This is a genomic window from Streptomyces sp. NPDC002574, from assembly GCF_042889545.1.
In the GTDB taxonomy this organism is placed as follows: domain Bacteria; phylum Actinomycetota; class Actinomycetes; order Streptomycetales; family Streptomycetaceae; genus Actinacidiphila.
In genome coordinates this window covers 149,771-176,214 of sequence record NZ_JBIARB010000015.1, presented here as the reverse complement: position 1 = coordinate 176,214, position 26,444 = coordinate 149,771, and the positions used below count along the sequence as shown (strand labels likewise).

Annotated in this window: 20 protein-coding genes; 11 read left to right on the top strand and 9 right to left on the bottom strand. The window is 72.7% G+C overall.

Going from position 1 to position 26,444, the window contains the following annotated elements:
* Positions 1–342: 342 nt before the first annotated feature.
* A complete protein-coding gene (locus tag ACFYXS_RS32525; protein ID WP_389254697.1) occupies positions 343–3,780 on the top strand; it encodes a CARDB domain-containing protein in 3,438 nt (1,145 codons plus the stop codon).
* A 117-nt stretch (positions 3,781–3,897) separates the two neighbouring features.
* Positions 3,898–4,248, top strand: coding sequence for a hypothetical protein (locus ACFYXS_RS32520; protein ID WP_389254695.1), 351 nt, complete (start codon positions 3,898–3,900; stop codon positions 4,246–4,248).
* A 31-nt stretch (positions 4,249–4,279) separates the two neighbouring features.
* On the opposite strand, the gene ACFYXS_RS32515 is transcribed toward ACFYXS_RS32520, so the two are convergent.
* The 3 genes from ACFYXS_RS32515 to ACFYXS_RS32505 all read right to left on the bottom strand — a co-directional run bounded on the left by ACFYXS_RS32515 (position 4,280) and on the right by ACFYXS_RS32505 (position 8,639).
* Complete coding sequence (locus ACFYXS_RS32515; protein ID WP_389254692.1) at positions 4,280–5,476, bottom strand: acyl-CoA dehydrogenase family protein; 1,197 nt, start codon at positions 5,474–5,476, stop codon at positions 4,280–4,282.
* Between the two features lie 145 nt (positions 5,477–5,621).
* Positions 5,622–7,052, bottom strand: coding sequence for a cellulose binding domain-containing protein (locus tag ACFYXS_RS32510; RefSeq protein ID WP_389254690.1), 1,431 nt, complete (start codon positions 7,050–7,052; stop codon positions 5,622–5,624).
* Between the two features lie 207 nt (positions 7,053–7,259).
* Positions 7,260–8,639 carry a glycosyltransferase family 2 protein gene (locus tag ACFYXS_RS32505; RefSeq protein WP_389254688.1) on the bottom strand — a complete coding sequence of 460 codons (1,380 nt, stop codon included), beginning with the start codon at positions 8,637–8,639 and terminating at the stop codon, positions 7,260–7,262.
* 382 nt (positions 8,640–9,021) lie between these two features.
* On the opposite strand from ACFYXS_RS32505, the gene ACFYXS_RS32500 reads away from it, so the two are divergent.
* On the top strand, positions 9,022–10,614 hold the full coding sequence (locus tag ACFYXS_RS32500) for a purple acid phosphatase family protein (RefSeq protein ID WP_389254686.1): 1,593 nt from the start codon (positions 9,022–9,024) through the stop codon (positions 10,612–10,614).
* A gap of 67 nt (positions 10,615–10,681) precedes the next feature.
* Here ACFYXS_RS32500 and ACFYXS_RS32495 read toward each other — a convergent pair whose 3' ends face one another.
* Positions 10,682–10,936, bottom strand: coding sequence for a CDGSH iron-sulfur domain-containing protein (locus ACFYXS_RS32495; RefSeq protein ID WP_389254684.1), 255 nt, complete (start codon positions 10,934–10,936; stop codon positions 10,682–10,684).
* A complete protein-coding gene (locus ACFYXS_RS32490; protein ID WP_389254682.1) occupies positions 10,917–11,573 on the bottom strand; it encodes a HemK2/MTQ2 family protein methyltransferase in 657 nt (218 codons plus the stop codon). Before ACFYXS_RS32490 ends, ACFYXS_RS32495 begins: the two co-directional genes overlap by 20 nt.
* A gap of 245 nt (positions 11,574–11,818) precedes the next feature.
* Here ACFYXS_RS32490 and ACFYXS_RS32485 point away from each other — a divergent pair, with 245 nt between their 5' ends.
* Both ACFYXS_RS32485 and ACFYXS_RS32480 read left to right on the top strand, forming a co-directional pair.
* Positions 11,819–12,880, top strand: a complete 1,062-nt coding sequence (locus ACFYXS_RS32485) for an iron-containing redox enzyme family protein (protein WP_389254680.1) — start codon at positions 11,819–11,821, stop codon at positions 12,878–12,880.
* Positions 12,877–13,785, top strand: a complete 909-nt coding sequence (locus ACFYXS_RS32480) for a Rieske 2Fe-2S domain-containing protein (protein WP_389254678.1) — start codon at positions 12,877–12,879, stop codon at positions 13,783–13,785. Before ACFYXS_RS32485 ends, ACFYXS_RS32480 begins: the two co-directional genes overlap by 4 nt.
* A 58-nt stretch (positions 13,786–13,843) precedes the next feature.
* Here ACFYXS_RS32480 and ACFYXS_RS32475 read toward each other — a convergent pair whose 3' ends face one another.
* Entirely contained in the window at positions 13,844–14,428 is a 585-nt protein-coding gene (locus tag ACFYXS_RS32475; RefSeq protein WP_389254676.1) for a CGNR zinc finger domain-containing protein, read from the bottom strand.
* Positions 14,429–14,440: 12 nt separating this feature from the next.
* Entirely contained in the window at positions 14,441–16,462 is a 2,022-nt protein-coding gene (locus ACFYXS_RS32470) for a SpoIIE family protein phosphatase (RefSeq protein ID WP_389254674.1), read from the bottom strand.
* A gap of 279 nt (positions 16,463–16,741) precedes the next feature.
* On the opposite strand from ACFYXS_RS32470, the gene ACFYXS_RS32465 reads away from it, so the two are divergent.
* The 6 genes from ACFYXS_RS32465 (at position 16,742) to ACFYXS_RS32440 (ending at position 24,642) form a co-directional block, all read left to right on the top strand.
* A complete protein-coding gene (locus ACFYXS_RS32465) occupies positions 16,742–17,392 on the top strand; it encodes a DsbA family oxidoreductase (RefSeq protein WP_389254672.1) in 651 nt (216 codons plus the stop codon).
* A gap of 165 nt (positions 17,393–17,557) precedes the next feature.
* Positions 17,558–18,448, top strand: a complete 891-nt coding sequence (locus ACFYXS_RS32460) for a hypothetical protein (RefSeq protein WP_389254670.1) — start codon at positions 17,558–17,560, stop codon at positions 18,446–18,448.
* On the top strand, positions 18,441–20,627 hold the full coding sequence (locus tag ACFYXS_RS32455) for a bifunctional serine/threonine-protein kinase/ABC transporter substrate-binding protein (protein WP_389254668.1): 2,187 nt from the start codon (positions 18,441–18,443) through the stop codon (positions 20,625–20,627). The genes ACFYXS_RS32460 and ACFYXS_RS32455 overlap by 8 nt, the downstream gene beginning before the upstream one ends.
* Before the next feature lie 4 nt (positions 20,628–20,631).
* A complete protein-coding gene (locus ACFYXS_RS32450; protein WP_389254666.1) occupies positions 20,632–22,743 on the top strand; it encodes a protein kinase in 2,112 nt (703 codons plus the stop codon).
* 87 nt (positions 22,744–22,830) lie between these two features.
* Complete coding sequence (locus tag ACFYXS_RS32445) at positions 22,831–24,063, top strand: CehA/McbA family metallohydrolase (protein ID WP_389254664.1); 1,233 nt, start codon at positions 22,831–22,833, stop codon at positions 24,061–24,063.
* Between the two features lie 222 nt (positions 24,064–24,285).
* The gene (locus ACFYXS_RS32440) at positions 24,286–24,642 is read left to right on the top strand and encodes a DoxX family protein (protein WP_389254662.1); all 357 of its coding nucleotides are present in this window, start codon (positions 24,286–24,288) and stop codon (positions 24,640–24,642) included.
* Positions 24,643–24,663: 21 nt separating this feature from the next.
* Here ACFYXS_RS32440 and ACFYXS_RS32435 read toward each other — a convergent pair whose 3' ends face one another.
* Complete coding sequence (locus tag ACFYXS_RS32435; RefSeq protein WP_389254660.1) at positions 24,664–25,743, bottom strand: sensor histidine kinase; 1,080 nt, start codon at positions 25,741–25,743, stop codon at positions 24,664–24,666.
* Entirely contained in the window at positions 25,736–26,431 is a 696-nt protein-coding gene (locus ACFYXS_RS32430) for a response regulator transcription factor (protein ID WP_389254658.1), read from the bottom strand. The genes ACFYXS_RS32435 and ACFYXS_RS32430 overlap by 8 nt, the downstream gene beginning before the upstream one ends.
* Between the last annotated feature and the right edge of the window lie 13 nt (positions 26,432–26,444).

Genomic DNA, 26,444 nt, shown 5'->3' with positions numbered 1-26,444 from the left:
GATCAATAACAGCGATCTTACGTAAAGTTGCTCAATAATTTGCGCTCGTTGTGAGGTCCCGTGCGGGGGCGGTGTCCTCTCGCCGCGATCACGCGGAGGAATCACCCCCGTTGAGTGCGGTAAGCGGGTGCCGGCCGGTGAACGCAAGCGGAAAGCAGGCCGCGTAAGCGGTCAGCCGCCACAACTGCCGTGACATTACGAGCCGTTGACAAAGCGGAGACACGCTAGAAACCTGATGACGCAGTTTCCGCAAGAAGTCGACTGACTCGCTCAAGCGCCGTGCACGGCTCGTCCCCTTCGCCCTCCTGCCGCGTTCCCCCCTCCACGGAATAGAGGACCCCCATGCAATGGAGACCCCTCGGCCGACGGTCGCTGTCCGGCGCCGTTCTGGCCGGGCTCATGACGGTCGGACTGTTACCGCTGCCCTTCGCCTCGGCCGCCCAGGCCGCCGCCCCGACCGCGCGGGCGGCGGCCGCCGACGTCAACCTCGCGCTCGGGCGTCCCGCCACGGCCGGCGGCTCACTCGGCGCGTACCCGGCGGGGAACACGACCGACGGCGCCCAGGCCTCCTACTGGGAGGGCCCGACCGGCTCCTTCCCCCAGTGGGTCCAGGTCGACCTCGGCGCCACGCGTGCCGTCGACCGGGTCGTGCTCAAGCTGCCCTCCGGATGGGAGACCCGCACCCAGACGCTCTCCCTCCAGGGCAGCACCGACGGCTCCGCCTTCGCCACCCTCTCCGGATCGGCCGGGCGGGTGTTCAACCCCGCGCAGGCCAACACCGTCACCGTCGACCTGACGTCCCCCACCGACGCCCGGTACGTGCGCGTCAACGTCGCCGGCAACACCGGCTGGAACGCGGCGCAGTTGTCGGAACTGGAGGTGTACGGCGAGGACGGCGGCCCCACCGACCCGCCGCCCACCGGCACCAACCTGGCCCGCAACAAGCCGGTCGAGGCCACCTCGTCGACGCAGACCTACGTCGCCGCCAACGCCACCGACGACTCCACCTCCACCTACTGGGAGGCGGCGGGCAACCCCGCGGACCTCACCGTCAAACTGGGGGCCGCCGCCGACGTCACCGCGGTCGTCGTCAAGCTGAACCCGGACCCGGCGTGGGGCCCGAGGACCCAGGGGATCCAGGTGCTGGGCCGAGGAGCGTCCGACACCGGCTTCACCTCGCTGCGCGACCGCGCCGACTACGCCTTCAGCCCCGGCACCGGCAACGCGGTGACCATTCCGGTCAGCGGCCGCTGGGCCGACGTGCGGCTCCGGATCTTCTCCAACTCCGGCGCGCCCGGCGGACAGGTCGCCGAGTTCCAGGTCGTCGGCACCGCCGCGCCCGCGCCCGACCTCACCGTCACGAGCCTGGACTGGACACCGGCCGCGCCGTCAGAGCGGGATGCGGTCACCGTGAACGCCGGCGTCCGCAACGCCGGCACCGCGCGGTCGGCCGCCACGACCGTGGACGTCAGCGTGGAGGGGACGGTCGCCGGCGGCGCCGCCGTGCCCGCCCTCGACCCGGGTGCCTCCGCCACCGTCGCCGTCTCCACCGGCACCCGCGCGGCCGGCAGCTACGCGGTCGCCGCGGTGGTCGACCCCCGCAACACGGTCGCCGAACTCGACGACACCAACAACAGCCGGAACGCCGCGAGCCGGCTGGTCGTCAGCCAGGCCCCCGGCCCCGACCTCGAGGTGGGCGCGATCACCACGAACCCGGCGAATCCGGCCGTGGGCTCGCCCGTCTCGTTCACCGTCGCCGTGCACAACCGCGGCACGACCGCCGCGGCGGCCGGTTCGGTGACCCGGCTCCAGGCCGGCACCACCACGCTGAACGGCACGACCGGCCAGGTCGCGGCCGGTGCCACGGTCGACGTGGCGATCGGCGGCACATGGACGGCGACCTCCGGCGGTGCCACCCTCACCGCCACCGCGGACGCCACCGGCGTGGTCACCGAGACCAACGAGAACAACAACGTGCTGACCAAGTCGCTCGTCGTCGGGCGCGGCGCCGCCGTGCCGTACACCGAGTACGAGGCGGAGGACGGCCGCTACACGGGCACCCTGCTCGCCGCGGACGCCAAGCGGACCTTCGGGCACACCAACTTCGCCACCGAGTCCTCGGGCCGCAGGTCCGTCCGGCTCGACTCCGGCGGCCAGTACGTGGAGTTCACCTCGACCACCTCCACCAACTCCATCGTGGTGCGCAACTCCGTCCCCGACGCCTCGGCGGGCGGTGGGGCCGACGCCACCATCAGCCTGTACGCCGACGGCACGTTCGTGCAGAAGCTGAACCTGTCGTCCAAGTACAGCTGGCTGTACGGGAGCACCGACGACCCGGAGGGGCTCACCAACCGGCCGGGCGGCGACGCGCGGCGGCTCTTCGACGAGGCGCACGCGCTGCTGTCGCGGACCTATCCGCAGGGCACGACGTTCCGTCTGCAGCGTGACGCGGGCGACTCGGCGGCCTACTACATCATCGACCTGATCGACCTGGAGCAGGTCGCCCCTCCGGCGGCCAAGCCGGCGAACTGCACCTCGATCACCGCGTACGGGGCGGTCCCCGGCGACGGGCTCGACGACACCGACGCCATCCAGCGAGCGGTCACCGCCGACCAGAACGGCCAGATCTCCTGCGTGTGGATCCCGGCCGGGCAGTGGCGCCAGGAGCAGAAGATCCTCACCGACGACCCGCTGAACCGGGGCCAGTACAACCAGGTCGGCATCCGGGACGTCACCATCCGCGGCGCGGGCATGTGGCACTCCCAGCTCTACACCCTCACCCCGCCGCAGAACGCCGGCGGCATCAACCACCCGCACGAGGGCAACTTCGGCTTCGACATCGACGACAACACCCAGATCTCCGACATCGCCATCTTCGGCTCGGGCACCATCCGGGGCGGCGACGGCAACGCCGAGGGCGGCGTGGGCCTCAACGGGCGCTTCGGCAAGAACACGAAGATCACCAACGTGTGGATCGAGCACGCCAACGTCGGCGTCTGGGTCGGCCGCGACTACTCCAACATCCCCGAGCTGTGGGGCCCCGCCGACGGGCTGGAGTTCACCGGCGTCCGCGTTCGCGACACCTACGCCGACGGCATCAACTTCGCCAACGGCTCGCGCAACTCCACCGTCTACAACTCCTCGTTCCGCAACACCGGCGACGACGCGCTGGCGGTGTGGGCCAGCAAGTACGTGAAGGACACCTCCGTCGACGTCGGCCACGACAACCACTTCCGCAACAACACCGTCCAGCTGCCCTGGCGGGCCAACGGCATCGCCGTGTACGGCGGATACGGCAACACCATCGAGAACAACATCGTCTCCGACACGATGAACTACCCGGGCATCATGCTCGCCACCGACCACGACCCGATCCCCTTCTCGGGCCAGACCACCATCTCGGGCAACGCCCTGTACCGGACCGGCGGCGCGTTCTGGGGCGAGGCGCAGGAGTTCGGCGCCATCACCCTCTTCGCCCAGGGCACGGACATCCCGGGCGTGACCATCCGGGACACCGAGATCCACGACTCCACCTACGACGGCATCCAGTTCAAGACGGGCGGCGGCTCGATGCCCGGCGTCAAGGTCACCGACGTCCGCATCGACAATTCCGTCAACGGCTCCGGCATCCTCGCGATGAGCGGCGCCCGCGGCAGCGCCGCCCTGACCAGCGTCACGATCACGAACTCGGCGCAGGGCAACGTACTCATCGAGCCCGGCTCCCAGTTCACCATCAGCGGCGCACCGGCAGGCCTGGCCGCCCGGCGCACGGCCGACTGATCCCCGGTGGGGTCCCCGGCTCCCGCGCGGGAGCCGGGGACCCCACCCGTTCACCCGGAGATCTGTTGCCGAACTGGCCGCTTCCCTACAGTTGTTGGCCGGGGAGCGGGGGGGCGGATGAAGCTCTGGGGGAGCCGTACGAAGAGACAGCAGGCACCGGACGAGGACGCCGCCACGGCGGCCCGGCTGGTCGAGGTCTGGTTCGGCGAGCTCGGACCCGAGGCGGCGGCGGAGCCCGCGCGACGATGGCGGGAGTCGGGGCGGCTCCATCCCGGCGACGCCCGCCGGCTCGCGGCCTGGTACCGGGAGCGCACCCGCCTCCACATACTCGGCGCGACGGCCGGCGAAGGGCCGCTGATACGGTCCGAATCGCCCGAGGACGCCGAGAGAACCCGCGCCGAGACGCTGTCGGTGACCCTCGACGTCCTCGCGCTCGGCCGATGGCTGAGGGCGCGGGGCTACGAGTAGACGCACGGCCGCGCCGGCGCCGGACGGGGCGTCAGAACAGGCCGAGTCCGGGGTCCATGCCCAGGCGGACGCGGCCCGCGGCCTCCATGGGGAGCGCGGAGTGGTTGGCGTGCTGGAGTGCGGCCATGCCGTCGCGGAAGAGGCGCTCCATCCGGTTCCCGCGGTAGAGCGGGGTGGAACCGGCCAGTTCGTAGAGCGCCACCAGGGTCCGGCGGCTCACCTGCGCGGTGTGCGTCATGGCGGCGCGCAGGGCGGCCCGCTGCTCGAGCGTGGGGGTGTCCCCGCGCTCGGCCGCGTCCTGCAGGGCCTGCGCGGCGGAGGTCAGCAGCAGCCGGACGGCCTGGAGCGCCGCCTCGGAGTCGGCCAGGAGGTACTGGGTGCGCGGGGACTCCGCCAACGTCGCGCCCGTGGCGTTCTTCTTGGTCAGCACGAGCGCGACCGTCTCGTCGAGGGCCGCCTGCGCGACGCCGAGGACGATCGCGGTGCAGCCGGGCAGCACCAGCGCGGGAAGGAAGCCCCGGTACAGCGGCTCGTCGATCCTGAGGGGCGCGTCCAGGGGCGAGAGGAAGTCGGCGGGGACGAGGGCGTCCTCGACCACCACGTCATTGCTGCCGGTGCCGCGCATGCCGCTGACGTCCCAGGTCTCCTTCACCGACCACTGGTCCCGGCTGAGCACGCACAGCTGTACGTCGGGCGTGCCCGCGGCGGTCGTGCGCGGTGCGCCGTCCTCCATCACGACGACGACCGCCACCAGCCACTGGGCCGCGTTGATGCCGCTGACGATCCTCCAGTGGCCGGAGACCCGGTAGCCGCCCTCGGCGGGAACGGCCGCCCCGGGCATCCCGGAGTTGGCGAAGGCGGGCTCGTGCCCCCGGCCCCAGATCCGTTCCGTCGCGGACTCGTCCAGCAGCGCCCCCACGAAGCCGAAGTTGGCGTTCCAGACCAGCCACGCCACGGAGGCGTCGATGCGGCCGAACTCCTCGTACACCTTCAGCACCGTGGTCAGCGGCGTCTGCGATCCGCCGAGTTCCCTGGGGGTGAGCAGGCGGAACGCTCCCGCGTCGCGGAGCGCCCCGTACAGCTCCGCGGGGACGTAGGCCCGGCGGTCGGCCTCCTCACTCGCGGCCTCGATGGCGGGCCGCAGCAGGGCGGGAAGGGCGAGCGGGTCGACGGTCGGCGAGCCGGGTGCGGTCGCGGAGGTCCCGGAGGTGTCGTGGGTGTCGGACATGGCGTCTCCTCGGGTGGCCCGGGCGCGGCGTGCCGGGCGCCCGGTGGTGCGGTGTCGCCGACAGGACGCGGGAGGCGGGGAGAAGTTCGATGCCCGCTCAGTGGTCCGCGTCACATTCGGCGGCCCGCGGGGCGGCGGGGTCCGCTCAGGGCGTCCCGAGGGTGTTCACATAGCTCGTCCCGCTGCCGGCGAGGCCGCTCACGGCCTTCTGCACCTCCGGCAGGGACTGGGCCCGCTCGGCGTTGTGGTAGAACCAGGCGACCTGCATGTCCCAGGTGCGTTTCCCGGTGAACGGCAGGTCCACGAACCAGGTGTTGAAGTTCACCGACATGTTCTCGGTCGGGTAGTACCCGCCGCTGGTGCGGTACAGGACCTTCCCGTCGATGCTGTAGGTGACGACCCCATGCGCGGCCGTCGTCACCATCGTGTGCCATCCGTCGAGGCTGGAGTCGGTGGCGCGGGTGACCCGGTCGCCCTCCACGGCGCTGCGCCAGGTCGTCGTGTCGAGCCTCGGCCCCGGGGCGCCCCAGCCCCCGTTGGGCTGGTACTCGTTGTCGAGCTCGCTGTACCGGGCGCGGTGGTGCGGAGAGATCATGTAGAAGCTCTCGTTGATGTGGTCGCCGTTGGCGCCGCTCGTGGGGCGGTCGTTGAAGTGGATACGGGCGGCGTAGGTCCCCGTCACGAACTTCATGCCGGTGGTGTGCACCTCGGCCTGGGTGGTGCCCTGCCGCGTCCCGTCGGTCGTGGCCCGCAGTTGCAGGACCTGGCCGCCCAGTGCGTCCTTGTCGGCGGGGAAGCTGACGCCGCCGGCCGACCAGGTGTTCCGGATCCCGGGGCCGCCCTCGCTGGTGCGGACCAGCCAGCCGTGCGCGTGGAGCGCCGGGTCGCCGGGGCCGCTGTAGTGGAAGTCGTCGAACATGATCCCGGACGGAGGCGCGGGCCGGACGGCGGGGGCGGCGGAGCCCCGGGCTGACGCGGACGCCGCAGCGGACGGGGACGCGGCCGAGGACGGGGACGCCGACGAGTCGGCGGCACCGCCGTCGGGTTCGTCGCCCCAGACGTGCCTGCCGTCCACGTACCCGGTCACCAGCTTCGACGCCTGGAAGGTGTCGTGGGCGGGGCTGAAGGAGCGGTCGTTGCTCTGGTTCAGCTTCCCGCCGTCCGGGCGGTACAACTGCAGCCCGATGGCCCCGCTCTTCGCGCCCGGGGCCAGCGTGCCCGCGGCCTTCGTGAAGGTGATCTCCAGGTAGTGGTCGGCGGTGGGGCTGGGGGTGTCCATCGCGACGGACTTCCCGACGATGTCGGAGCAGCCCGTCGAGGCCTGGACGCAGTTGAACGCGTACGGGGAGGGACCGTCCGCCGTGTAGTAGTACCGCAGGGCCACGTCGCCCAGGCTCACCCGGTGGTCGGAGGTGTTCACGATCTCCAGCCACGGTCGTGCCGCCGCGGCGGTCGCCGGCGCGCCCGCCTTGTACCGGACGGTCAGCTCGGGGGGCGGCTGGTGCGCGTCACTCCACACGGGGTAGAGCGCCGTGCCGCCCGCGGCCACAACGACCACCAGCAGCAGGAGCTTCACCACTCCCCACGCACGCCGGCGCGGACTCCGTCGGCCGGCATCCACGGGACGGGTGGGGCGCGTCGGACGGGTGGGACGGCCGGGGCGGCCGGAACCAGTGGAGGGGCGGGCAGAACCCACGGAGGCTCCTAGCTCGGTGGAGGGGCGATGCCGAGGGCATGCGGTGCGTTCGTCGGTCTCTGTGGCCGGGCGGCGGGCCCGCGCGGGCTAGGAGGCGCGGCCCGGGGCGGGCAGGCTCCAGGAGTCCTCGGCGGTGGTCCACCGCTGTTCCGGGACGGCGGCCTGCGGCGCCGGCTGGGGGGCGGTCACATCGGGGGCGTCGGCTCCGACGCCGCCGACCTCGATCTTGGCGCGGGTGCCCCAGTTCGTGCTCCGCAGGGTGGCCAGCGACCACAGCCGGAGCGGCAGCAGCAGCCCGAGGTTGAGCAGCGCGTACAGCGGGGCGGCGAGGAAGGTCAGCACGCGGTCGACGATGCCCACCTGCGCGGCGCCGCGCAGGTAGTGGACGGAGCGGACCCAGGCCATGACGCACATGTAGGCGACGTAGCCGGCCAGCAGGGTCCAGCCGTGCGGGTTCATGAGGATCGCGACGAGCGAGGCGAACAGCGCGCCGGTGAAGGCCACCCAACTGGCGAGCTCGACCAGGTTGAGCCACCAGTACATGCGTCGCAGACGGAACTTGCCGAGGAGCAGCGAGCCCTCGCGGATGAACGACTTGCCCCAGCGGATCTGCTGGCGGACGTAGTGGCCGAGGCGCTCGGGTACGTCGGTGTAGCCGACCGCGGAGGGCTGGATGAGGGACAGGCCCTCGGTGAGGCAGTAGTACGTCAGCCGGCGGTCGTCGCCGAAGGTCGCGGGGCGGCCGAGGAAACGCTGGTCGAGGAAGTCGTCCAGGTGCTTGCGGACGACCCACCCCCGGTACATCGCCAGCGACCCGCAGGCGCACAGCACCGAGCCGAGTCGTGAGTACGCCACCCGCTCCCCGAGGAAGGCGTTGACGTAGCGCATGTCGATGAGACGGGTGAGGAGGTTCGTGTCGCGGTTGTGCGCGAGCACCAGCCCGGTGACGCACTGCACACGGCGCTTGGAGAAGGGCTCGGCGAGCTCGGCGACGGCGTGCTGGTCGAGCACGGTGTCGGAGTCGACGCACAGGTACACGTCCGCGTGCGGTTCCTGCCCGAAGCCCGCGGCGAGGCCGTGACGCTTGCCGCGGTTGGCGGGGAAGCGGATGAAGTCCAGGCGCACCCCGGCGCGCTGGAACTGGGGACGCATCTCCTCGACCAGGGCGCCGGCCGAGTGGTCCGAGGAGCAGTCGTCGACGACGGTCAGGGAGTGCGGCGTGAGGGTCTGCGCGAGGAGCGACTCCAGGCAGCGGCGGAGCATCGCGGGGGCCTCGTTGTATGCGGTGACCACTCCGTGGATGCGAAGGCGGCCGGCCGGTTCGTCGAACGTCAGCTCCGGACGGCGGCGCCGGCGTATGGACAGCAGCAGCTTGAGGGCGAGGAGGGAACCGACGGCCACTCCGTACCAGTGCAAATGACCGAGGGACCACGAGGTGTGGTCCCAGGAACCCGCGAGATTGTGCATGAAGTGCGAAGACCTCCCAGCGGACACTCCCACCTCCCGGATCGAGCCGATGGCGAACACACGTACTTCGCACGAAGGTAACTCCCGCCAAGCGGCCATGAAAGGTGCATCCCTGATTAATTCCCCACTCGGGATGTCAATTGGGCTGCTATGAACGCCTTGTGAGCCAAGCGGACATGGTGTGTGAAAGTCCTCACATCGACCACGCCGGCCAAAGGTCCCGGGTCGAAGGTCCGTAAAAGCCGCGGGCGTCCGGGGTGCGTGTGATCTTCCGGACAATGGACGACCATTGGCAATTCTTGACACAAGCCAGAACCGGCAGCCACGGACCGTTCATTGTCAGGTCGGGCCTTTGACCCCGGACGGTGCGAAATTGCGCGGCATGGAGACACCTCACATGGGTATCGATGCCGGGCTCGCCGCGAAGATGAGCATGGCGGAGCAGCACGAGTACTTGCGCTCGAAGGTGACGCGGCGTCGCGTGGTGCTCGGCGGGATCGCCGGCGCCGGCGCCGTCGCCGCGTCCGGAATGCTCGGCGGGGTCGCGCGGGCACAGGCCCCGACCCCCTCGCTGCTGACCAAGCCGGCCACCGGCCACGTGGACGGCGCGCTGGTCGCCCCGTTCGGTCGGCACCTGCAGTTCGGCGCCGACCCGAAGACGCAGTTCACCATTTCCTGGCAGGTCCCGCTGGCGGTCCGCAAGCCGTTCGTCCGGATCGGCCTGCAGCCGTGGTCGCTCAGCCACAAGATCGAGGCCGAGGTCCGCGACCTGCACACCCCGCAGCTGCTCAACAGCAAGCTGCCGCCGGTCGACCAGTACTACCTGCACGCCCAGGTCCACGGTCTGCGCCCGGGCACGACCTACTACTACGGCGTGGGTCACGACGGCTTCGACCCGGCCGGCGCCGCGGCCTTCGCCACCATAGGTTCCTTCACCACCGCGCCCGCCCACAACGAGCGCTTCACCTTCACCGCCTTCGGCGACCAGGGCGTCAGCTACCACGCCCTGGCCAACGACTCGCTGATCCTGGCCCGGAACCCGGCCTTCCACCTGCACGCCGGCGACATCTGCTACGCCGACCCGGACGGCTCCGGCCAGCAGAGCGACTCGGCCGACTACGACGCCCGCACCTGGGACCAGTTCCTCGCGCAGACCGAGTCCGTCGCCTCGCGCGTGCCGTGGATGGTGACGACCGGCAACCACGACATGGAGGCCTGGTACTCGCCGAACGGCTACGGCGGCCAGGAGGCCCGCTGGACGCTCCCCGCGACCGGCCACGCCCCGGAGACCCAGCCGGGCGCCTACTCCTTCGTCTACGGCAACACCGCGGTGATCGCGCTGGACGCCAACGACGTGTCCTACGAGATCCCGGCCAACTACGGGATCACCGGCGGCAAGCAGACCGCGTGGCTGGACCGCACCCTGGCCGGCTACCGCAAGCAGCGCGGCATCGACTTCCTGGTGGTGTTCTTCCACCACTGCGCCTACTCCACCACCAACAACCACGCCTCCGACGGCGGTGTGCAGGCGGAGTGGGTGCCGATCTTCGAGAAGCACCAGGTCGACCTGGTGATCAACGGCCACAACCACGTCTACGAGCGGACCGACGCGATCCGCAAGGGCGCGGTGTCGCACCAGGTGCGGATCGGCGACACCACGCGCCCCGCCACCGACGGCACGGTCTACATCACCGCGGGCGGCGCCGGCCGCAGCCTGTACAGCTTCCCGGTCGCGGACAGCTACGAGGGCCACGAGAACGAGGTCGACCCGGTCCCGACCTGGCACTCGGCCAAGGGCGGCGGCCAGGTCGTGGACACCGTGCACTGGTCGCGGGTCCGCTACACCGGTTACTCGTTCATCTCCGTGGACGTCGAGCCGGCCCGCTCCGGGCACGAGGCGAAGCTGACCGTCTCCGCGATCGCCGAGACGGGGCAGCGCATCGACCACTTCACGGTGGCCCGCCGCACCACGTGACCTGTGCGGTCGGGGACGGTCGCGTCGTGGGGACCCGCGACGCGACCGTCCCGTTCCGGTCGGCTCCCTACGAGGGGCCCGAACGGCCCGCGGCCGCCCCCGTCCCGTCCGCTCCGGGACGTCCGGCGCGGCGGCGATGGCTGGTGTCGCACCAGGGGTAGCTGCGACTGCGGCGGCACGCGCAGACGGCCACCACGAACCGGTCGGAACGCACGACCCGGCCGTCGTCGAGGACCACCTCCACGGGACCCTCGATCAGGATCGGGCCGTCCGCGGTGAGCGTCACGCGGGTCGGGGACGGTTCACCGTTCGCGTTCGCCACGGACCACCACCAGCTCTTCCTTCTCCTCGCCGGGCGCGATCAGCCCCCGGGACTCCAGCCAGCGGGCACGGCGGCGCAGCACCGGCCCGAACGCGACGCAGCGGCGTTCGGTGACGACCGCGCGCAGCCCGGCACGGCGCAGGCGGATCAGGGTGCGTTCCACACCGCACAGCCCGGAGTGCACCAGCAGCAGCACCCCGCCCGGTGCCAGCATCGGCGGTACCTCCGCGCAGATCCGGTCGAGCAGCGCCCGGCCCTCGGGCCCCGCGTCCCAGGCCAGGGTGCGGCCACGGCGGGGCAGCCCGGCCCGCGGTGACGGCACGTACGGCGGGTTGGCCACGACCAGACCGAAGCGACGGCCGGCGACGGGCTCGGTGAGGTCGCCCCGCAGCACCCTGACGCGCAGCCCGTTCAGGCGCGCGTTGCACCACGTCGTGCACACGGCACCGACGGAGGCGTCGACGGCGGTCACCTGCGCGCCACCGCGCTCGGCGGCGGCCAGGGCGAGCACGCCGGAGCCGGTCCCCAGATCGAGCACGGCGATGCCGTCCGGCAGGGGCTCACGCCTGAGCGCGTCCCTCAGCAGGAGCGTGTCGTCCTGTGGCCGGTAGACCCCCGGTGGGCACAAAAGCCGCATAAAGCGCCACTACCCAGACGTTCGCGATCAAACGTGCTGCCTGCGACGCGGCGGTCGACGCCACAGGGGATCGGTGTCGAGACGGGCCGGCAGGTCGCGGGGGTCCCGGTGCACGGCGGCCGCGCCCGCCGCCTCCATTTCCGCGCGGCCGATGCCGCGGCCCGGGCCGCGCGTCCCGCATGGAGCGCCGGGCCCTGGGCAGGCGTCCCCGTGGCCCGACCCGGCGGAGCGAGGGGAGGCGCGTCATGACCATCGCCCCCGACCTGAGGAACGAACCCGCGGCCCCTGCCGCACGCGGGCCGTTGTCCGCGGCCGTCCTGGACGCGCTGACCGCGGGGCCGCCCGCCGCCCCGCTGCCCGACCCGGGCGCGGCGGTCGAGCGGGCGCACCCTTACGGCGAGGACCTGCACCTGGCCCTCCACGTCTGCTACGAACTGCACTACCGCGGACTCGCCGGCGTCGACCCCGCCTGGGAATGGGATCCCTCCCTGCTGCGACTGCGCGCCGGCATGGAAGCCGTCTTCGAGAGCGCGCTGCGGGCGGACACGGCAGGCGCCGACGACCGCCCGGCGCTCGAAGCGGAGCTGGACGCGCTCCTGACCGAGCCCGTGGACGGACACGGCGTCTCCCACCACTTGCGCGACGACGGCACATGGCAGCAGATGCGCGAGTACTTCGTCCACCGGTCGGTGTACCAGCTCAAGGAGGCCGATCCGCAGGCCTGGGTGATCCCGCGGCTGACCGGCCGCGCCAAGGCAGCGCTGGTCGCCGTCGAGTACGACGAGTTCGGCAGCGGACGTGCCGAGCGCGTGCACGCACAGCTCTTCGCCGACCTGCTGCGCGACGCGGATCTGGACCCGGCCTACGGCCACTACGTGGACTCGGTCCCCGCGGTCACGCTGGCCACCGTCAATCTGATGTCCCACCTGGGCCTGCACCGCCGGCTGCGCGGCGCGCTCGTCGGGCACTTCGCCGCGGGGGAGATCTCCACCGCGCCGAGCGCCCGCCGCATGGTGCGGGCGCTGGACCGCCTCGGCGACGGCGGTCCCGCGTGCCGGCACTTCTACAGCGAGCACATCGAGGCCGACGCGGTGCACGAGCAGGTCATGCGCCGCGACGTCGTCGGTGACCTGCTGGCGCGCGAACCCGCGCTCACACCGGACGCCGTGTTCGGGGTGCGCGCCACCGGACTGCTCGAACAACGCCTGGAGGACCACCTGCTGAGCGCATGGCGCAGCGGACGCTCGTCCCTGCGCGACCCGACGCCGGGCCCGTCCCGGACCACAGAGGAAGGCCGCTCCCTATGAGGCCGACGACGCCGACAACGCTGACGACGACAACGCGAGGCACCCCGGGCGGTGTGCTCCCGCGCGCGGTGGACACCCTCGAGGAAGGGACGTGGCTGGACGGCCCGGCCGGGATCGTCCGCAAGGCCGTACGGGCCCTTCCACTGGGCCGGGGGCGGGACGCGCTGCGCGGCCTGTGGCTCGGCCACCCGCTGCACCCGGTCCTGGTGCAGATACCGATCGGGGCCTGGACCTCCGCCGGGATCCTCGACCTGCTCCCCGGCGAGAGCCGCGCCGCCCGCCGGCTGGTGGCGGTGGGCCTGGTCTCCGCCGGGCCCGCGGCCCTGGCCGGATGGGTGGACTGGGCGGAGCAGCGTCCCCGGCAGGCCCGCGTGGGCCTGGTGCACGCGGTGGCCAACCTCGCGGCCGTCACGGCGTACGCCGGCTCGTTGACGGCCCGGATCAAGGGACGCCCCTTCCTCGGCAAGGCACTGGGCTTCGGCGGCATGACCATCGCCACGGTGGGCGGCGTGCTCGGCGGCCATCTCGCGTACCGGCAGGGCGCCGGCGTCAACCACGCGGAGGCGGTGTCCGTACTGGTCGAGCCCGGCTGGCACCGCATCGGGGTGCCGGAGGAGTTCCCGGTCGGCGAGCCGGTGCGGCGCATGGCCGACGAGGTGGCGGTCGTCGTGGTGCACGAGGACGACGGCCGGCTCTACGCCCTGGCCGACCGCTGCAGCCACATGGACGGCCCCCTGCACGAGGGCAAGGTCCTCGAGGGCTGCCTCGAATGCCCTTGGCACGGCAGCCAGTTCCGGCTCTCGGACGGCATGAACGTCCAGGGCCCCGCGACCGCGCCGCAGCCCCGCTTCGAGTGCCGGATATCGCCCGACGGCCAGGTCGAGGTGCGTATCGCGCAGAGCTGAGGGGCGACCGGGCCGTGGACGCGCCGGCCCTGCGCCGCGTCTGCTGTGCGCGGGGTGTTCAGTCACCCGGCCGGGCCTTCGAACGTGCGCGGAAGGCGGCGACGTTGCGCCTGTTGCCGCACGACTCGTACGCGTGCCAGCGCCGGGTGCCGCTGCGCGTGGTGTCGTAGAAGACGTGCGTGCACAGCTCGTTGCCGCAGGCGCGGATGCGCGGCCAGGTGCCGTCGCCCATGAGCCTGGCCACCGCGAGGAAGATGCCGCCGATCACGGGGTCGCCGTCCACTTGCCGCAGGCGTACCTGTCCTGGCGCGACGAACGCCGGCCGCAGCGTGACGGCGGCGGCGCGCTCCGTGAGCTGAGCCCGGACCGGCGCCGCCTCCTCGCTGTCCCGTGAGACCACCATCCGCATGAGGAGGTCGCGCAGGGAGCGGACCTCGGCGATCCGTTCCGCGGACGGCACCGCCGTGTCGGGGTGCCCGAACGGGCGCAGGATGATGCCCGCCGCCCGGTGCGTCCCCAGCGCCTCGGGCAGCGCGGGGGTGGTGCCGTGCGGCCGGGAGTTGAGCAGGTCCACGATCGCCGTGGCGGTCGGGGAGATCGCCGGCCGTGCGTCGTCGCGCGCCGTGTTCGAGTCGCTGTGCATGGCACGGCCTTTCTAGAGGGCCAGTTCGGCCCAGATGGTCTTTCCGTCGGGCCGTTGCCTGGTGCCCCAGCGTTCGGCGAGGTGCGCCACGATGAACAGCCCGCGCCCTCCTTCGTCGAACACCCGGGCCCTGCGCAGATGGGGAGCGGTGTTGCTGCCGTCCGACACTTCGAGGATCAGGGTGTCCTGCCGGATCAGGCGCAGTTGCACGGGCCCCACGCCGTAGCGGATGGCGTTGGTGACCAGCTCGCTGATGACGACCTCGGTGGTGAACGCCATGTCCTCCAGGCCCCAGCTCGCCAGCCGGCGCGAGGCGAGGTCGCGGACGTGTGCGACCTCGGCGAGATCCGGAGGCACCTCCCAGTCGGCGACCTGTTCGCCGTCGAGTTCCCGGGTGCGGGCGATGACGAGGGCGACGTCGTCCTTCGAGTCCACGTCCACCAGCAGGTTCAGGACGTGGTCGCAGGTGTCCTCCAGGGAGGGGCTCGGCTCGGACAGGGCTTTCCGCAGCCGTTCGAGTCCTTCGTCCAGCCCGTCCCTCGCGGACTCGACGAGACCGTCGGTGTAGAGGGCGAGCAGGCTTCCCTCGGGGACGTGCAGTTCGGCCGTCTCGAAGGGGAGTCCGCCCACGCCCAGCGGGGGACCGGCGGGGATGTCGAGATACTCGGCCGGCGAGCCCGGACGTACCAGGGCCGGCGGGGGATGGCCGGCGCTGGCGGCCGTGCAGACGCGCGAGACCGGGTCGTAGATCATGTACAGGCAGGTCGCGGCGAGCTCGCCGGCCTGGGGTGCGCCGTTGTCGTCCGCCTGCACGCGTTCCATGTCCGTGCCGAGCCGGATGATCAGGTCGTCGATGTGGGTGAGCAGTTCGTCGGGCGGCAGGTCGATGTCGGCGAGGGTGCGCACCGCGGCGCGCAGCCGCCCCATCGTCGCCGAGGCGTGCAGGCCGTGCCCGACCACGTCGCCCACCACCAGGGCGACCCGGGCTCCCGAGAGCGGGATGACGTCGTACCAGTCGCCGCCCACTCCTGCGCATGAGTCCGCGGCGATGTACCGGGTGGCGGCCGACACCGCCGGCTGCTGGGCGGCCACCTGCGGCAGGAGGCTCTGCTGGAGTGCCAGGGACGTGTTGCGTTCGCGGGTGTAGCGACGCGCATTGTCCACGTACACGGCGGCCCGTGCCCCGATCTCCCGGGCCAGCAGTACGTCGTCGGCGTCGAAGGCGGCCCGCTGCCCGGAGCGCGAGAAGAGCGCGACGCCGACGGTCACTCCCCTGGCGCGCAGGGGGACCGCCAGGGTGGAGTGTGCCGCCTCCGCGCCGCCGCCGACGGCGTCGGCGGGACCGGGGATCCGCGCCGGCATGGGTTCGCCCGTCCTCAGGGCGAGGGCCGGTGCCGACCCTTGCGGATAGGTGACGGCCTCGCCCGGCCGCGCGGGCGCCTGGGGGTCGGCCGAGCCCGAGCGCCGGGCCGTGCGGCGCAGCGTGACGTCGCCCAGCCGGGGCCCGGCGGCCCCGGTGGGGTCGTCCACGCCGCGCAGCACCCAGTCGAAGATGTCCACGGTGGCGTCGTCCGCGAAACCGCGAACCGCCACGTCGGCCAGTTCCTCGGCGGTCCGGGTCACGCTCAGGGTGCTGCCTATCCGGCTGCCGGCCTCGCTCAGCAGGCTCAACCGGTCACGGGCGATCATCAGCCGTTCGAGCCGCCTCTCGCCGGCGACGCGGACACGGCAGACGGCCGCGCTGATACCCACCGCGGCCGCGATTGCCGCGACGACTGTGATCCGGCTGTCGGCACCGAGGTCCGGGCGGAGGATCCCGTAGACCGCGGAGACGGCCGCGAGGTTGAGTACGCCCACGATCACCGTCTGCCGCAACGGGAGCAGGGCGCCGGCCACCACGGGGATCAGCACGGAGTACTCGGGCAGTCCCATGACGTAGACGTGCGCCACGGCCAGGGCGGCCTGGAGGCCGGAGAACAGGACAACGGAGAGGACGAGAACGGCGAAGCGTTTGCCAAGGCGGATCGATTGCACGAATGACACCTCAATGGGGGACGGGGGCTGGAAGTCCAGTGCCCTGTCTGGCGCCGGGTGCCGTTTAGGGGATCACCAGGAGGTAATCGGGAATCGGCGTTTGACGCTTTCCCATAGAACGCGTCACATCGGGAGGCTCATCCCGAATATGTCGAACTGCTCGTTATTTTTTTCGTACGGCCCGGGGCGTGGGTCGCGCGCGACACCCTTGTTTGGTGCTAGTCGATCGGTCGTCTATTTTGTAGTGGACTGAACGTCTACTCATGGAGACACGGACACATGCGCGTCGAGATCTGGACCGACATCGCCTGCCCCTGGTGCTACATCGGCAACGCCCGCTTCGAGCGGGCCCTCGCAGGCTTCGAGCACCGCGACGAGGTCGAGGTGGTGCACCGGTCGTTCGAGCTCAACCCGGACGCCGAGAACCGCGCGACCCCCATCATCGACGCGGTGGCGGCCCGGTACGGGCGCACCCGCGAGCAGCAGATCGCCCGGGAGGAGCAGGCCGCGTCCGAGGCGCGCGCCGAGGGGCTGGGCTTCCGGATCGGCGGCCGTGTGGAGGGCAACACCTTCGACCTCCACCGCCTCCTGCACTTCGCCATGGCCCGCGGCCGCCAGGCCGAGCTGCGGGACCTCGCCTTCGAGGTCAACTTCGCGGACGAGCGCTCCGTCCACGACACCGAGACCCTCGTCGCCCTCGCCGTCGAGGTGGGGCTGGACGCCGCAGAGGCGCGCGCGGTGCTCGGCGACCCCGACGCGTACGCCGAGGACGTCCGGTCCGACGAGCGGCTCGCGGCCGAACTCGGCGCGGGAGGTGTGCCGTTCTTCGTCCTCGACCGGAAGTACGGCGTCACGGGCCTGCAGCCGGTGGAGCTGTTCGCCCGGGCGCTGGAGCAGGCGTGGGAGGACCGGCCGGCAGCCCGGGTCTGATCCCCGCATCGGGGGGGGATCCCGTGTTCCCCAGTGGTGCTCGAGCGGTCACTGTTCAGCCCAACGCGTAGCTGGATCAGCCCAGTTGGCGCATGATGGCACATGCGTGCGGCAAGCGATGACCGGTGGACGAGAGCACGGCGAGCATGATGGGGGCGGGTACGGGTGAACAGACGTGAGCCGGTGCTGCTCGCGGCGGCAGGGGCACTGCTGCTGGCGGGCTGCACGGGCGGGGTCCCGACGGACGAGGGCACGGTCTCGTTACCGGGAGCCTCCGCGAGCGGCCGGAGCAGTGGCAGCCCGTCCCCGTCGGCGACACCGGCGAACGAGCCGTTGACCCTGGCCGAGAGCGTGGCACCGAAGACCCGGTCCGCCGCGGCCGACTTCGTCCGCGGGCTCACGGTGCGGCCGGACTACTTCGGGTCCGGATACCGCAGGCGGGACCCGTACGAGACCGGGCCGGCCACCTGGACGGTGCTCGGCGACGATTGCATCTGGCGGCGCGAGTCGCTCGCACCCACCGTGCTGGCCAGTCTGACGCGCGCCTTCGTCCGGCCGGCCGCCGGCGGAAAGGGGCCGGCCTACCTGTCTCTGACGGTCACCGTGCACGCCTCGGTGGTCGCGGCGCGCAGGGACATGGCCGTCTCCCTCGAGGAACCCCTGCGCTGCCCGACGCAGCAACTGACCGCCACGGAGCGGGTGCAGCACATGGCCTCGCGCGGCGACCCGTTCACCGAGCAGCGCACGGCCACGTCCGACGACAACCTCACCGAGTTCGGCGAGTACGTCGCGGACGGCGACGGGACCCCCCGTCGCTTCGACTGGTTCAAGCACCGCCTCGGCCCGGTGACCGTGGCCGCGACCGTACGGCACGCCCCCGGCGGCACGGAGGAGGAGAAGACGGCCGTCACCGAGCAGGCCCTGGCGGGTGTCGGATACGTCACCGCCGACATCGACCGTCTGGGCAGGCAGGCGCAGGGCACGCAGGCGCCCAGTGGTGAGGCGAAGGGCGCCCAGGTGCCCAGTGGCGACGCGGAGGGCGCGGGCGATGAGTGAGGCGATGCGGCCTTCCGACCCCTTGGCCGTGGGGGGCTTCCGGCTGCTGCGGCGGCTCGGGGCCGGCGGTATGGGCGTCGTCTACCTGGGGCGCTCCGAGGCCGGTGCGCTGGCCGCCGTGAAGGTCATCCGGGCGGAGAGCGCGGCCGACGAGGAGTTCCGCGTCCGGTTCGCCCGGGAGGCGGAGCTCGCGGGACGGGTCGAGAGCCCCTGGGTGGTCCGGGTGCTCGGGGCGGACGCCACGGCGCCCGAGCCGTGGCTGGCGACCGCGTTCGTCGCCGGTCCCTCGCTCGGTGAGGCGGTCGGGGAGCACGGCCCGCTGCCGCCGTCCGCGGTGCGGGTCCTGGGAACGCTGCTGGCGGAGGCGCTGGGGGCCGTGCACGACGCCGGACTGGTGCACCGTGACGTGAAGCCGGGCAACGTCCTGCTGGCCGTGAACGGCCCCCGTCTGATCGACTTCGGGATCGCGAGGGCCGCCGACGACACGGCGCTCACCGCCTCTGGCCTGGTGATCGGCACGCCCGGCTTCCTCGCCCCCGAGCAGGCCCGGGGAGAGCAGGCCGGCCCCGCGAGCGACGTGTTCGCGCTGGGCTGTGTCCTGGCGTACGCCGCGACGGGCCGGACCCCGTTCGGCAGCGGCACCCCTGATGCCCTGCTGTACCGCACCGTGCACGACGAGCCCGACCTCGACGGTGTGTCGGGCGAGCTGCGCGCGGTCCTGGACGCCTGCCTCGCCAAGGACCCGCGGGCCCGGCCCGCACCGGAGGAACTGCGGGCCCGGCTCGCCGAGGACGCCCCCGCAGCTCCCTCGGCCTGGCTGCCGGACCCGGTGGCCCGCACGGTCGCGGAACGTTCCGCCGAGAGCCTCGCCCTGCCGGACATCGAACCCACCGTGGTGGACGAGCCCGGCGACGCCTCGCGACCGCGCAAGCGCCTCACGTCGCGCCGCCGTCTGCTGGTGGCCGGAGGGGCGGTGCTGCTGGCGGGCGGCGCCTCGGGCGCGGCGCTGTGGGCCGCGGGCCGCGACACCGACCACACCGGCGGCGAGGCGAAGTCGGCCGCCGAGCCCACGTACGTGCTCGGCGTGCAGGTGACCCGCACCGGACCGGACGCGAACCTCGGCAAGGCCTGCGAGCGGGCCGCGCAATTGGCCGTCGCCGAGCACAACGCCGCCGCCGGCAGCGCCTTCACCGTGCGGACCCGTGTCCGCGACGACGACGGGACCGTCGACGGGGCCACCTCGGTCGCCCACGAATTCGCCGCCGACCGCGACGTGTTCGCCGTGTTCGGGCCGACCGGCGAGGTGTCCATGCGGGCGGCCTCGCGGGTCTACGCGGCCGCGAACCTGACCAACGTCTCCAGCACCACCGGGCAGAGCGACTTCTTCGTGTCGTCCCCGACGGTCACCTTCCAGACCGGCGCGCCCCACGAGGCGGGTGGCACGGCGATCGCGCTGAGCGCGCTGGCGTCCGGGCAGGTGGGCCGGGCCGGGGTCGTCATCGACCGGGCCGGCGGGTCGATCATGCACGACCAGGGCAACGTCGTGGTGACCTCGTGGCGGCAGACCCTCGGAGCCGAGGTGCTGCCCCGGGTCGTCGCCGAGGACACCGACGACGGCCCGGCGGCCGTGCGCGAACTGCTGTCGCGCGGTGTCCAGGACTTCGTGTACCTGGCGCCCCTGGAGGCGACCGTGCGCGCGGCCGGGCAACTCGCCCGGGCGGGCTTCACCGGCCCCCGGTGGATGTCCCACCTCTTGTACGGATCGGACTTCCCGCGCCTCGCGGGCGCCGCGGGCGAGGGCTGGTACGTCGTCACCCCCGCCGTCGACCCGGCCGTGCTCAGGACGAAGGAGGCCACCCGCTTCACGGCCGCCTGGCGGGCGCGCTACGGGAGCACCCCGGAGCCGTACGCCACCGAGGCGTACGACAGCGTCCGCATGGTGCTGCGGGAGTTCGCCCGTACGGTGCCCTCCGGAGGCGGGCGTCCGGCCCGGCCCGCGCTCGCCGCGCGGCTCCAGAAGGCCACGTACCACGGTGTCGCGCGCACCTACGCCTTCAGCGAGTACCACCAGTACGCCGTCACGGCGCAGAACATGGGCAGTGAGACGTACGTCCACCAGGTACGCGGCGGGCGCTTCCGCCAGGTGGGGCCGATCCTGCCGAGCCAGGGGAACCAGTAGGACCATGGATCAGCTGCTGGCCACCGACCCGTCGTGGGTCGGTGGGCACCGACTCGTGGCGCGGCTCGGGGCCGGCGGCATGGGAGTCGTGTATCTGGCGCGGTCTCCGCACGGCGCGTGGGTCGCGCTGAAGGTGATCCGCTCGGAGTACGCCGAGGACCCGGACTTCCTGGCGCGCTTCCGCCGTGAGACGGAGCTGGCGACCCGTCTGTCGAGCCGGTGGACGGTGCCCGTGCTCACGGCCGACGCGGAGGCGCGCTCACCTTGGCTGGCCACCGCCTACGTCCCCGGTCTGCCGCTGTCCGAGGCCCTCGCCCTGCACGGACCCTGGCCGCTGCCCCAGGTACGCACGCTGGCGGCCGCGCTGGCCGCGGCCCTGGACGACGTCCATCGCGCCGGCCTGGTCCACCGGGACATGAAACCGGCCAACGTCCTGCTCGCCGCCGACGGACCGCGCCTGATCGACTTCGGCATCGCGCTGGCGGTGGGTGCGACGGCGCTCACCGCGGACGGCTCCGTCATCGGCTCTCCCGGCTATCTCTCCCCGGAGCAGGCCCGGGGGACGACGGTGGGACCCGCCGGCGACGTCTTCTCCCTGGGCTGCGTGCTGGTCCACGCCCTCACCGGACGCCCCCCGTTCGGTGCCGGTGGAGCCGCGGCCGTGCTGTACCGGACCGTGCACGAGGAACCCGACCTGGCCGGCCTGCCCCCGGAACTCGACGCCCTGCTGCGGTCCTGCCTCGCCAAGAGCGCGGACGAACGTCCCACCGTGGCCGGGCTGCGCGAGCTCTTCGGTGCGTTCGACTCCCGGTCGTGGCTGCCCGGGGGACTGCCCGCTGTGGTCGCCGAGCGCGCCGGCCGCGTCCTCGACCTGCCGGTGCCGGAGCCGACCGCGCTGCCCGCCGCCCCTGTCCCGGACCCTCCGCCCGCGACGTCCCGGCGGCGCCTGCTCGCCGTGTCGGCCGCGCTCGGCGTCGGCGCGATCGGCGGCGGCACCGCCTGGTGGCGGTGGGGGCGCCCGCACGCCGGGGGCGGGACGGGGAGGCGGACGCTGCCCACCCGCGTCATCGGCCTCCTGGGCGACCGTTCCACCGAGGTCGTCCGGTCCCAGGAACGAGGAGCGGGGATCGCGGTCGCCGAGCACAACAGCCGGGCGGACCGGGCCTTCGACCTCGCGCTGCGCGCCGTCGACGACCTGGGCACCGCGGCCGGTTCCGCCGCCGGTGCCGCCCGGCTCGCGGGCGACCCCGACGTGCACGCGGTGATCGGCGCGGGCACCAACCAGGCCGTGCCCGCCGCCGTGCCGGTGTGCACCAAGGCGGGCGTCTGCCTGCTGGTGACCCGCGCCGACACCACGCAGCTCAACGTCGTCCAGAGCACCAGCGCGCTGCTGCTGCGCTCCACCCGCACCGCCGGTCCCGGTGCCGTGGTGCGCTACCTGAACCGGGTCGTCCGCCCGTCGCGCACGGTCGTGGTGCACGACCTCGCGGACGAGGAGGAGGGGCTGCCCACCGTCCGGATCGTCACCGTCCACGGCAATCTGAACGGCCGTGTCGACGTCGTGCAGGTCGCCGCCGACGAGGGCTTCACTGCCGCCGCGCAGGCCATCGCCGCCCGCCCGGACGACGCCGTCCTGTTCGCGGGCATCACCCCGTCCCGCGCCGCGGCCTGCGCCAAGGCGCTGCGGGCCGCCGACCACAGGGGCGTCCGCGCCGCGGACGAGTACGTGCTGTCCGCGTCCTTCCTGCGCGAAGGCGAGGGGTGGTGGATCGGCACCGGGTACGCCGACGCGGGCGCCGACCCCCGGCTGCGGGCGTTCGCGACCGCGTACCGGGCCCGCCACGGCGGCACGCCGGGGCCCTGGGCGGCGGAGGCGTACGACGCCGTCCGCTTCGCCGCCCACGGACTCGCCGCGCCGGGCGGCGACGGACGGCGCGAGTCGCTGCGCGCGGAACTCCTACGCGCCCCCTGGCAGGGCGTCACCCGCCGCTACAGCTACGAGAGCCAGTCCCAGTACCTGCGGACCACCCCGGACGGCGGCTGGTTCCTGTACCACGTCCAGGACGGCACGACACGGTTCGTGGCCCGCCAGGACGACATCGGCGCCGGCACGTAGGGCGAGCATCGGGCGGGCGCGTGGCGTTCACCCCTCGGGAACCCCAAATTTTAGGCATGCTCCTGCCAAGCTGCTGTCATGGCGGTCATGAGTGAACCCCACGCCCACACGGCGCACACGCACTCTCACGGACCCAGCCGGCGTTCCCTCCTCGCCGGCGCGGGCGGTCTGCTGATCGCCGCCTCCATGCCCGGCACCGCCCAGGCGGCCGACACCCGCACCGCTGCGGACACCCCCGCCACGAGCCGGGCCGGCGCCTCCCGCGCCTCACGGGTCACCCAGGGGAGCGGACTCGTCCACGCCGACCTGCACAACCACACGCTGATGTCGGACGGCGACGGCGACCCGGCCCTCGCGTTCGCCTCCATGCGCGACGCGGGGCTCGACGTGGCGGCCCTCACCGACCACACCACCCTCCTCGCGATCAACGGCCTGTCCAAGGGCGAGTGGGACCGCACCCGGCAGCTCGCGGACGCCGCCAACGATCCGGGCAGCTACACGGCGATCCGGGGCTTCGAGTGGTCGCATCCGCTCCTCGGCCACGCCAACGTCTGGTTCACCGACCAGTTCGTCGACCTCGGCGGGGCCGGTTCGATGGGCTCCCTCTACAACTGGATCGGCGGCCGCGACGCCGTCGCCGGCTTCAACCACCCGGGCCGTGAGATCGGGCGCTTCAACGACTTCTCCTACTCGGCCGCGGTACGCGACAAGATGGTCAGCGTCGAGATGTTCAACCGCGGCGACGACTACCTCTTCGACGGCTGGTCCGACCGCAAGTCCTCCCACCTCAACGCCGTTCTGAACGCGGGCTGGCGCACCGGCGTCACGGGCGTCAGCGACCACCACGGCACCGAGTGGGGCAAGGCCGAGGGCGTCGGCCGCGCCGGCCTCTGGGTCACCGAGAACACCCGCGCCGGTGTGCTCGAAGCCATGCGCGCCCGCCGCTTCTTCGCCACCCGGTACTCCGGACTGCGCCTCGACGCGACCGCGAACGGCGTCCAGATGGGCGGCGTGCTGTCGCTCGCCGCGGGCGACGTCCGCTTCGCCGTCGACCTCGACCGCGGCCCCGACTGGGCCGGCAAGTCGCTCAACGTCCAGGTCCTGCGCCCCGGTTCCAACGCGCCGACCGTGGTCGACGTCGTCCCGACCGCGTCCGGCGGCCTGGCCGAGTTCACCGTGCCGCTCGACGTCGCGGACGGCAACTGGGTCGTCCTGCGTGTCTCCGACCCCTCACAGCCCAACGCCCAGCCCGGTCCCGCCGGCCACGCCTGCAACGACCTGGGCGTCGCCTACTCGAGCCCCTGGTGGCTCCAGCCCTGACCTCTCCGGCTCCGGCCACGCCACGCCCGCCGGGCCCCTGCCCGGCGGGCGTTCGCGTACCCGGAGCCGAGCCGACGGCTATCGGGTGGGGGAGATCGGTGGCACACTCGGTGGGCCGTCGATGCCACCCATCGAGTGCCGCCGAGTCGTCGTGCCGGGAGAACGGCATCCGCACACGGGGAGCCGAGCGGCAGTGTCCCGTTCCCACAGAAGCGGAGAAGCGTGTTCGCCGCCTACGTCACGGTCGTCGTCCTCGGCGCGGTCTTCAATGGCGCCGCTGCCGTCACCTACCTGATCGGCCATGAATACCCCAAGGCCCAGGCGGACATGAAGGGCCTGCCCCGCACGTGGGTGCCGGTGCTGGGCACGCTGCTCGCACTGGGCGCCGTGGGCCTGCCGGCCGGTCTCGCCGTGCCCCTTGCGGGCACCCTCGCCGCATCCGGTCTCGTGCTGTACTTCATCGGCGCGATCATCGCCCACCTGCGGGTGGGCTCCCGTGACATCGTGGGCGCGATCGTGTTCCTGGCCACCGCGGCAGCCGCCCTGATCCTGGGCCTGGCCCACCACGGCGCCTGGTAGTCCGTCCCGCCCGCGCGAGGCCTACGGCATGGCCGGAAGCCGGACCGTGACGAGGAGCCCGCCGGCGGGCCGGGGGACGAGGTCGAGGGTCCCGCCGTGGGCGCGGACGATGCTGCGCACGATGGCCAGCCCGAGGCCGACGCCGGCGTGCTCGTCGGTGCGGACGCGCTGCGTTCCGCGCTGAAAGGGCTCGGTGAGGGTCGGGACGAGTTCCGCGGCGAGCCGGCGGCCCGTGTTCTCGACCCGCAGCACACTCGCGTCAGCGTGTGCCTCGGTGCGGACCGTCACGGTGCCGCCCGTTGGGAGGTTGTGCACGATGGCGTTCTGGACGAGGTTCATCACCATCTGCAGCAGGAGCTCCCCGGATCCGCTGGTCCGGGCCGCCCCGCCGGAGACGTCGAGCGTGATCCGGCGTCGTTCGGCGAGGGGGAGCAGGGTCTCGGCGGCCTCTTCGGCGGTGAGGGAGAGATCGACGCTCTCGCGGGTGAAGGTGCCGCTGTCGCCGCGGCTGAGCAGCAGGAGGGCCTCGGTGAGGTCGATCGCCCGCGTGTTGACCGCGTGCAGGCGCTCGATGAGTTCGCCCCGGTCGCGCGTGGGGTCCTTGCGGGCGACGTCGAGGAGCGTGCGCGAGATCGCCAGCGGGGTGCGCAGCTCGTGGGAGGCGTTCGCGGCGAACCTCTGCTGCTCGGCTACGTGGGACTCGAGCTGTTCCAGCATCGAGTCGAACGCGTCGGACAGTTCACGGAATTCGTCCTGGCGGCCCTTCATGCGGATCCGGTGGGAAAGCGACCCCGTCCCGGCGGTCCGTGCCGCGTCGGTGATCCGTGTGAGCGGTGCCAGCATCCGCCCGGCGAGGAGCCAGCCTCCCAGCAGGCCGAAGACGAGCAGGAAGGCCATCGCCACGGCCGCGGCGGGGGCGAAGGTGTGCACGAGGAGGTACCGGTTGGGCGAGATCCCGAGCAGGCCGCGGGAGTTGTCGGGCACGTAGCGCAGCAGGAACATCCACACCACGGTCAGCAGGAGCGCGCCGGCGACGGCGAGGAATCCGGCGTAGCTGACGGCGAGTTTCAGCCGGGCGCTGAGCCCTGGGCGTCTAGGCATGCGTACGGCCGGGACGGGTGGACTCGGAGCCGGTGTCGATCCGGTAGCCGACGCCGGGCACCGTCGCGATGATCCACGGTTCGCCGAGCCGTTTGCGCAGTGCGGAGACGGTGATGCGCACGGCGTTGGTGAGAGGGTCGGCGTTCTCGTCCCAGGCCCGCGTCAGCAGCTCCTCGGCGCTGACGACCCCGCCCTCGGCGGCGACGAGGACCTCCAGCACGGCGAACTGCTTGCGGGTGAGCGCGACGTAGCGTCCGTCGCGGAAGACCTCCCGGCGGAAGGGGTCCAGCCGCAGGCCCGCGATCTCGCGGACCGGGGGCCGGGTGTGCGCGCGCCTGCGGTCGAGCGCCCTCAGCCGCAGGACGAGCTCCCGCAGCTCGAACGGCTTGGTGAGGTAGTCGTCGGCGCCGAGCCCGAACCCGGAGACCTTGTCGTCGATCCGGTCGGCAGCGGTGAGCATGAGGATCGGGATGCCGCTGCCGGACGCGACGATCTGCCGGGCGACCTCGTCCCCGGAGGGGCCGGGGATGTCGCGGTCGAGGACCGCGAGGTCGTAGGAGTTGACGCTGAGCAGTTCCAGGGCGGTGTCGCCGTCGCCGGCGATGTCGGCGGCGATCGCCTCCAGCCGCAGGCCGTCACGGACGGCCTCGGCCAGGTAGGGCTCGTCCTCCACGATCAGTACGCGCATGTCCGAAGCCTAA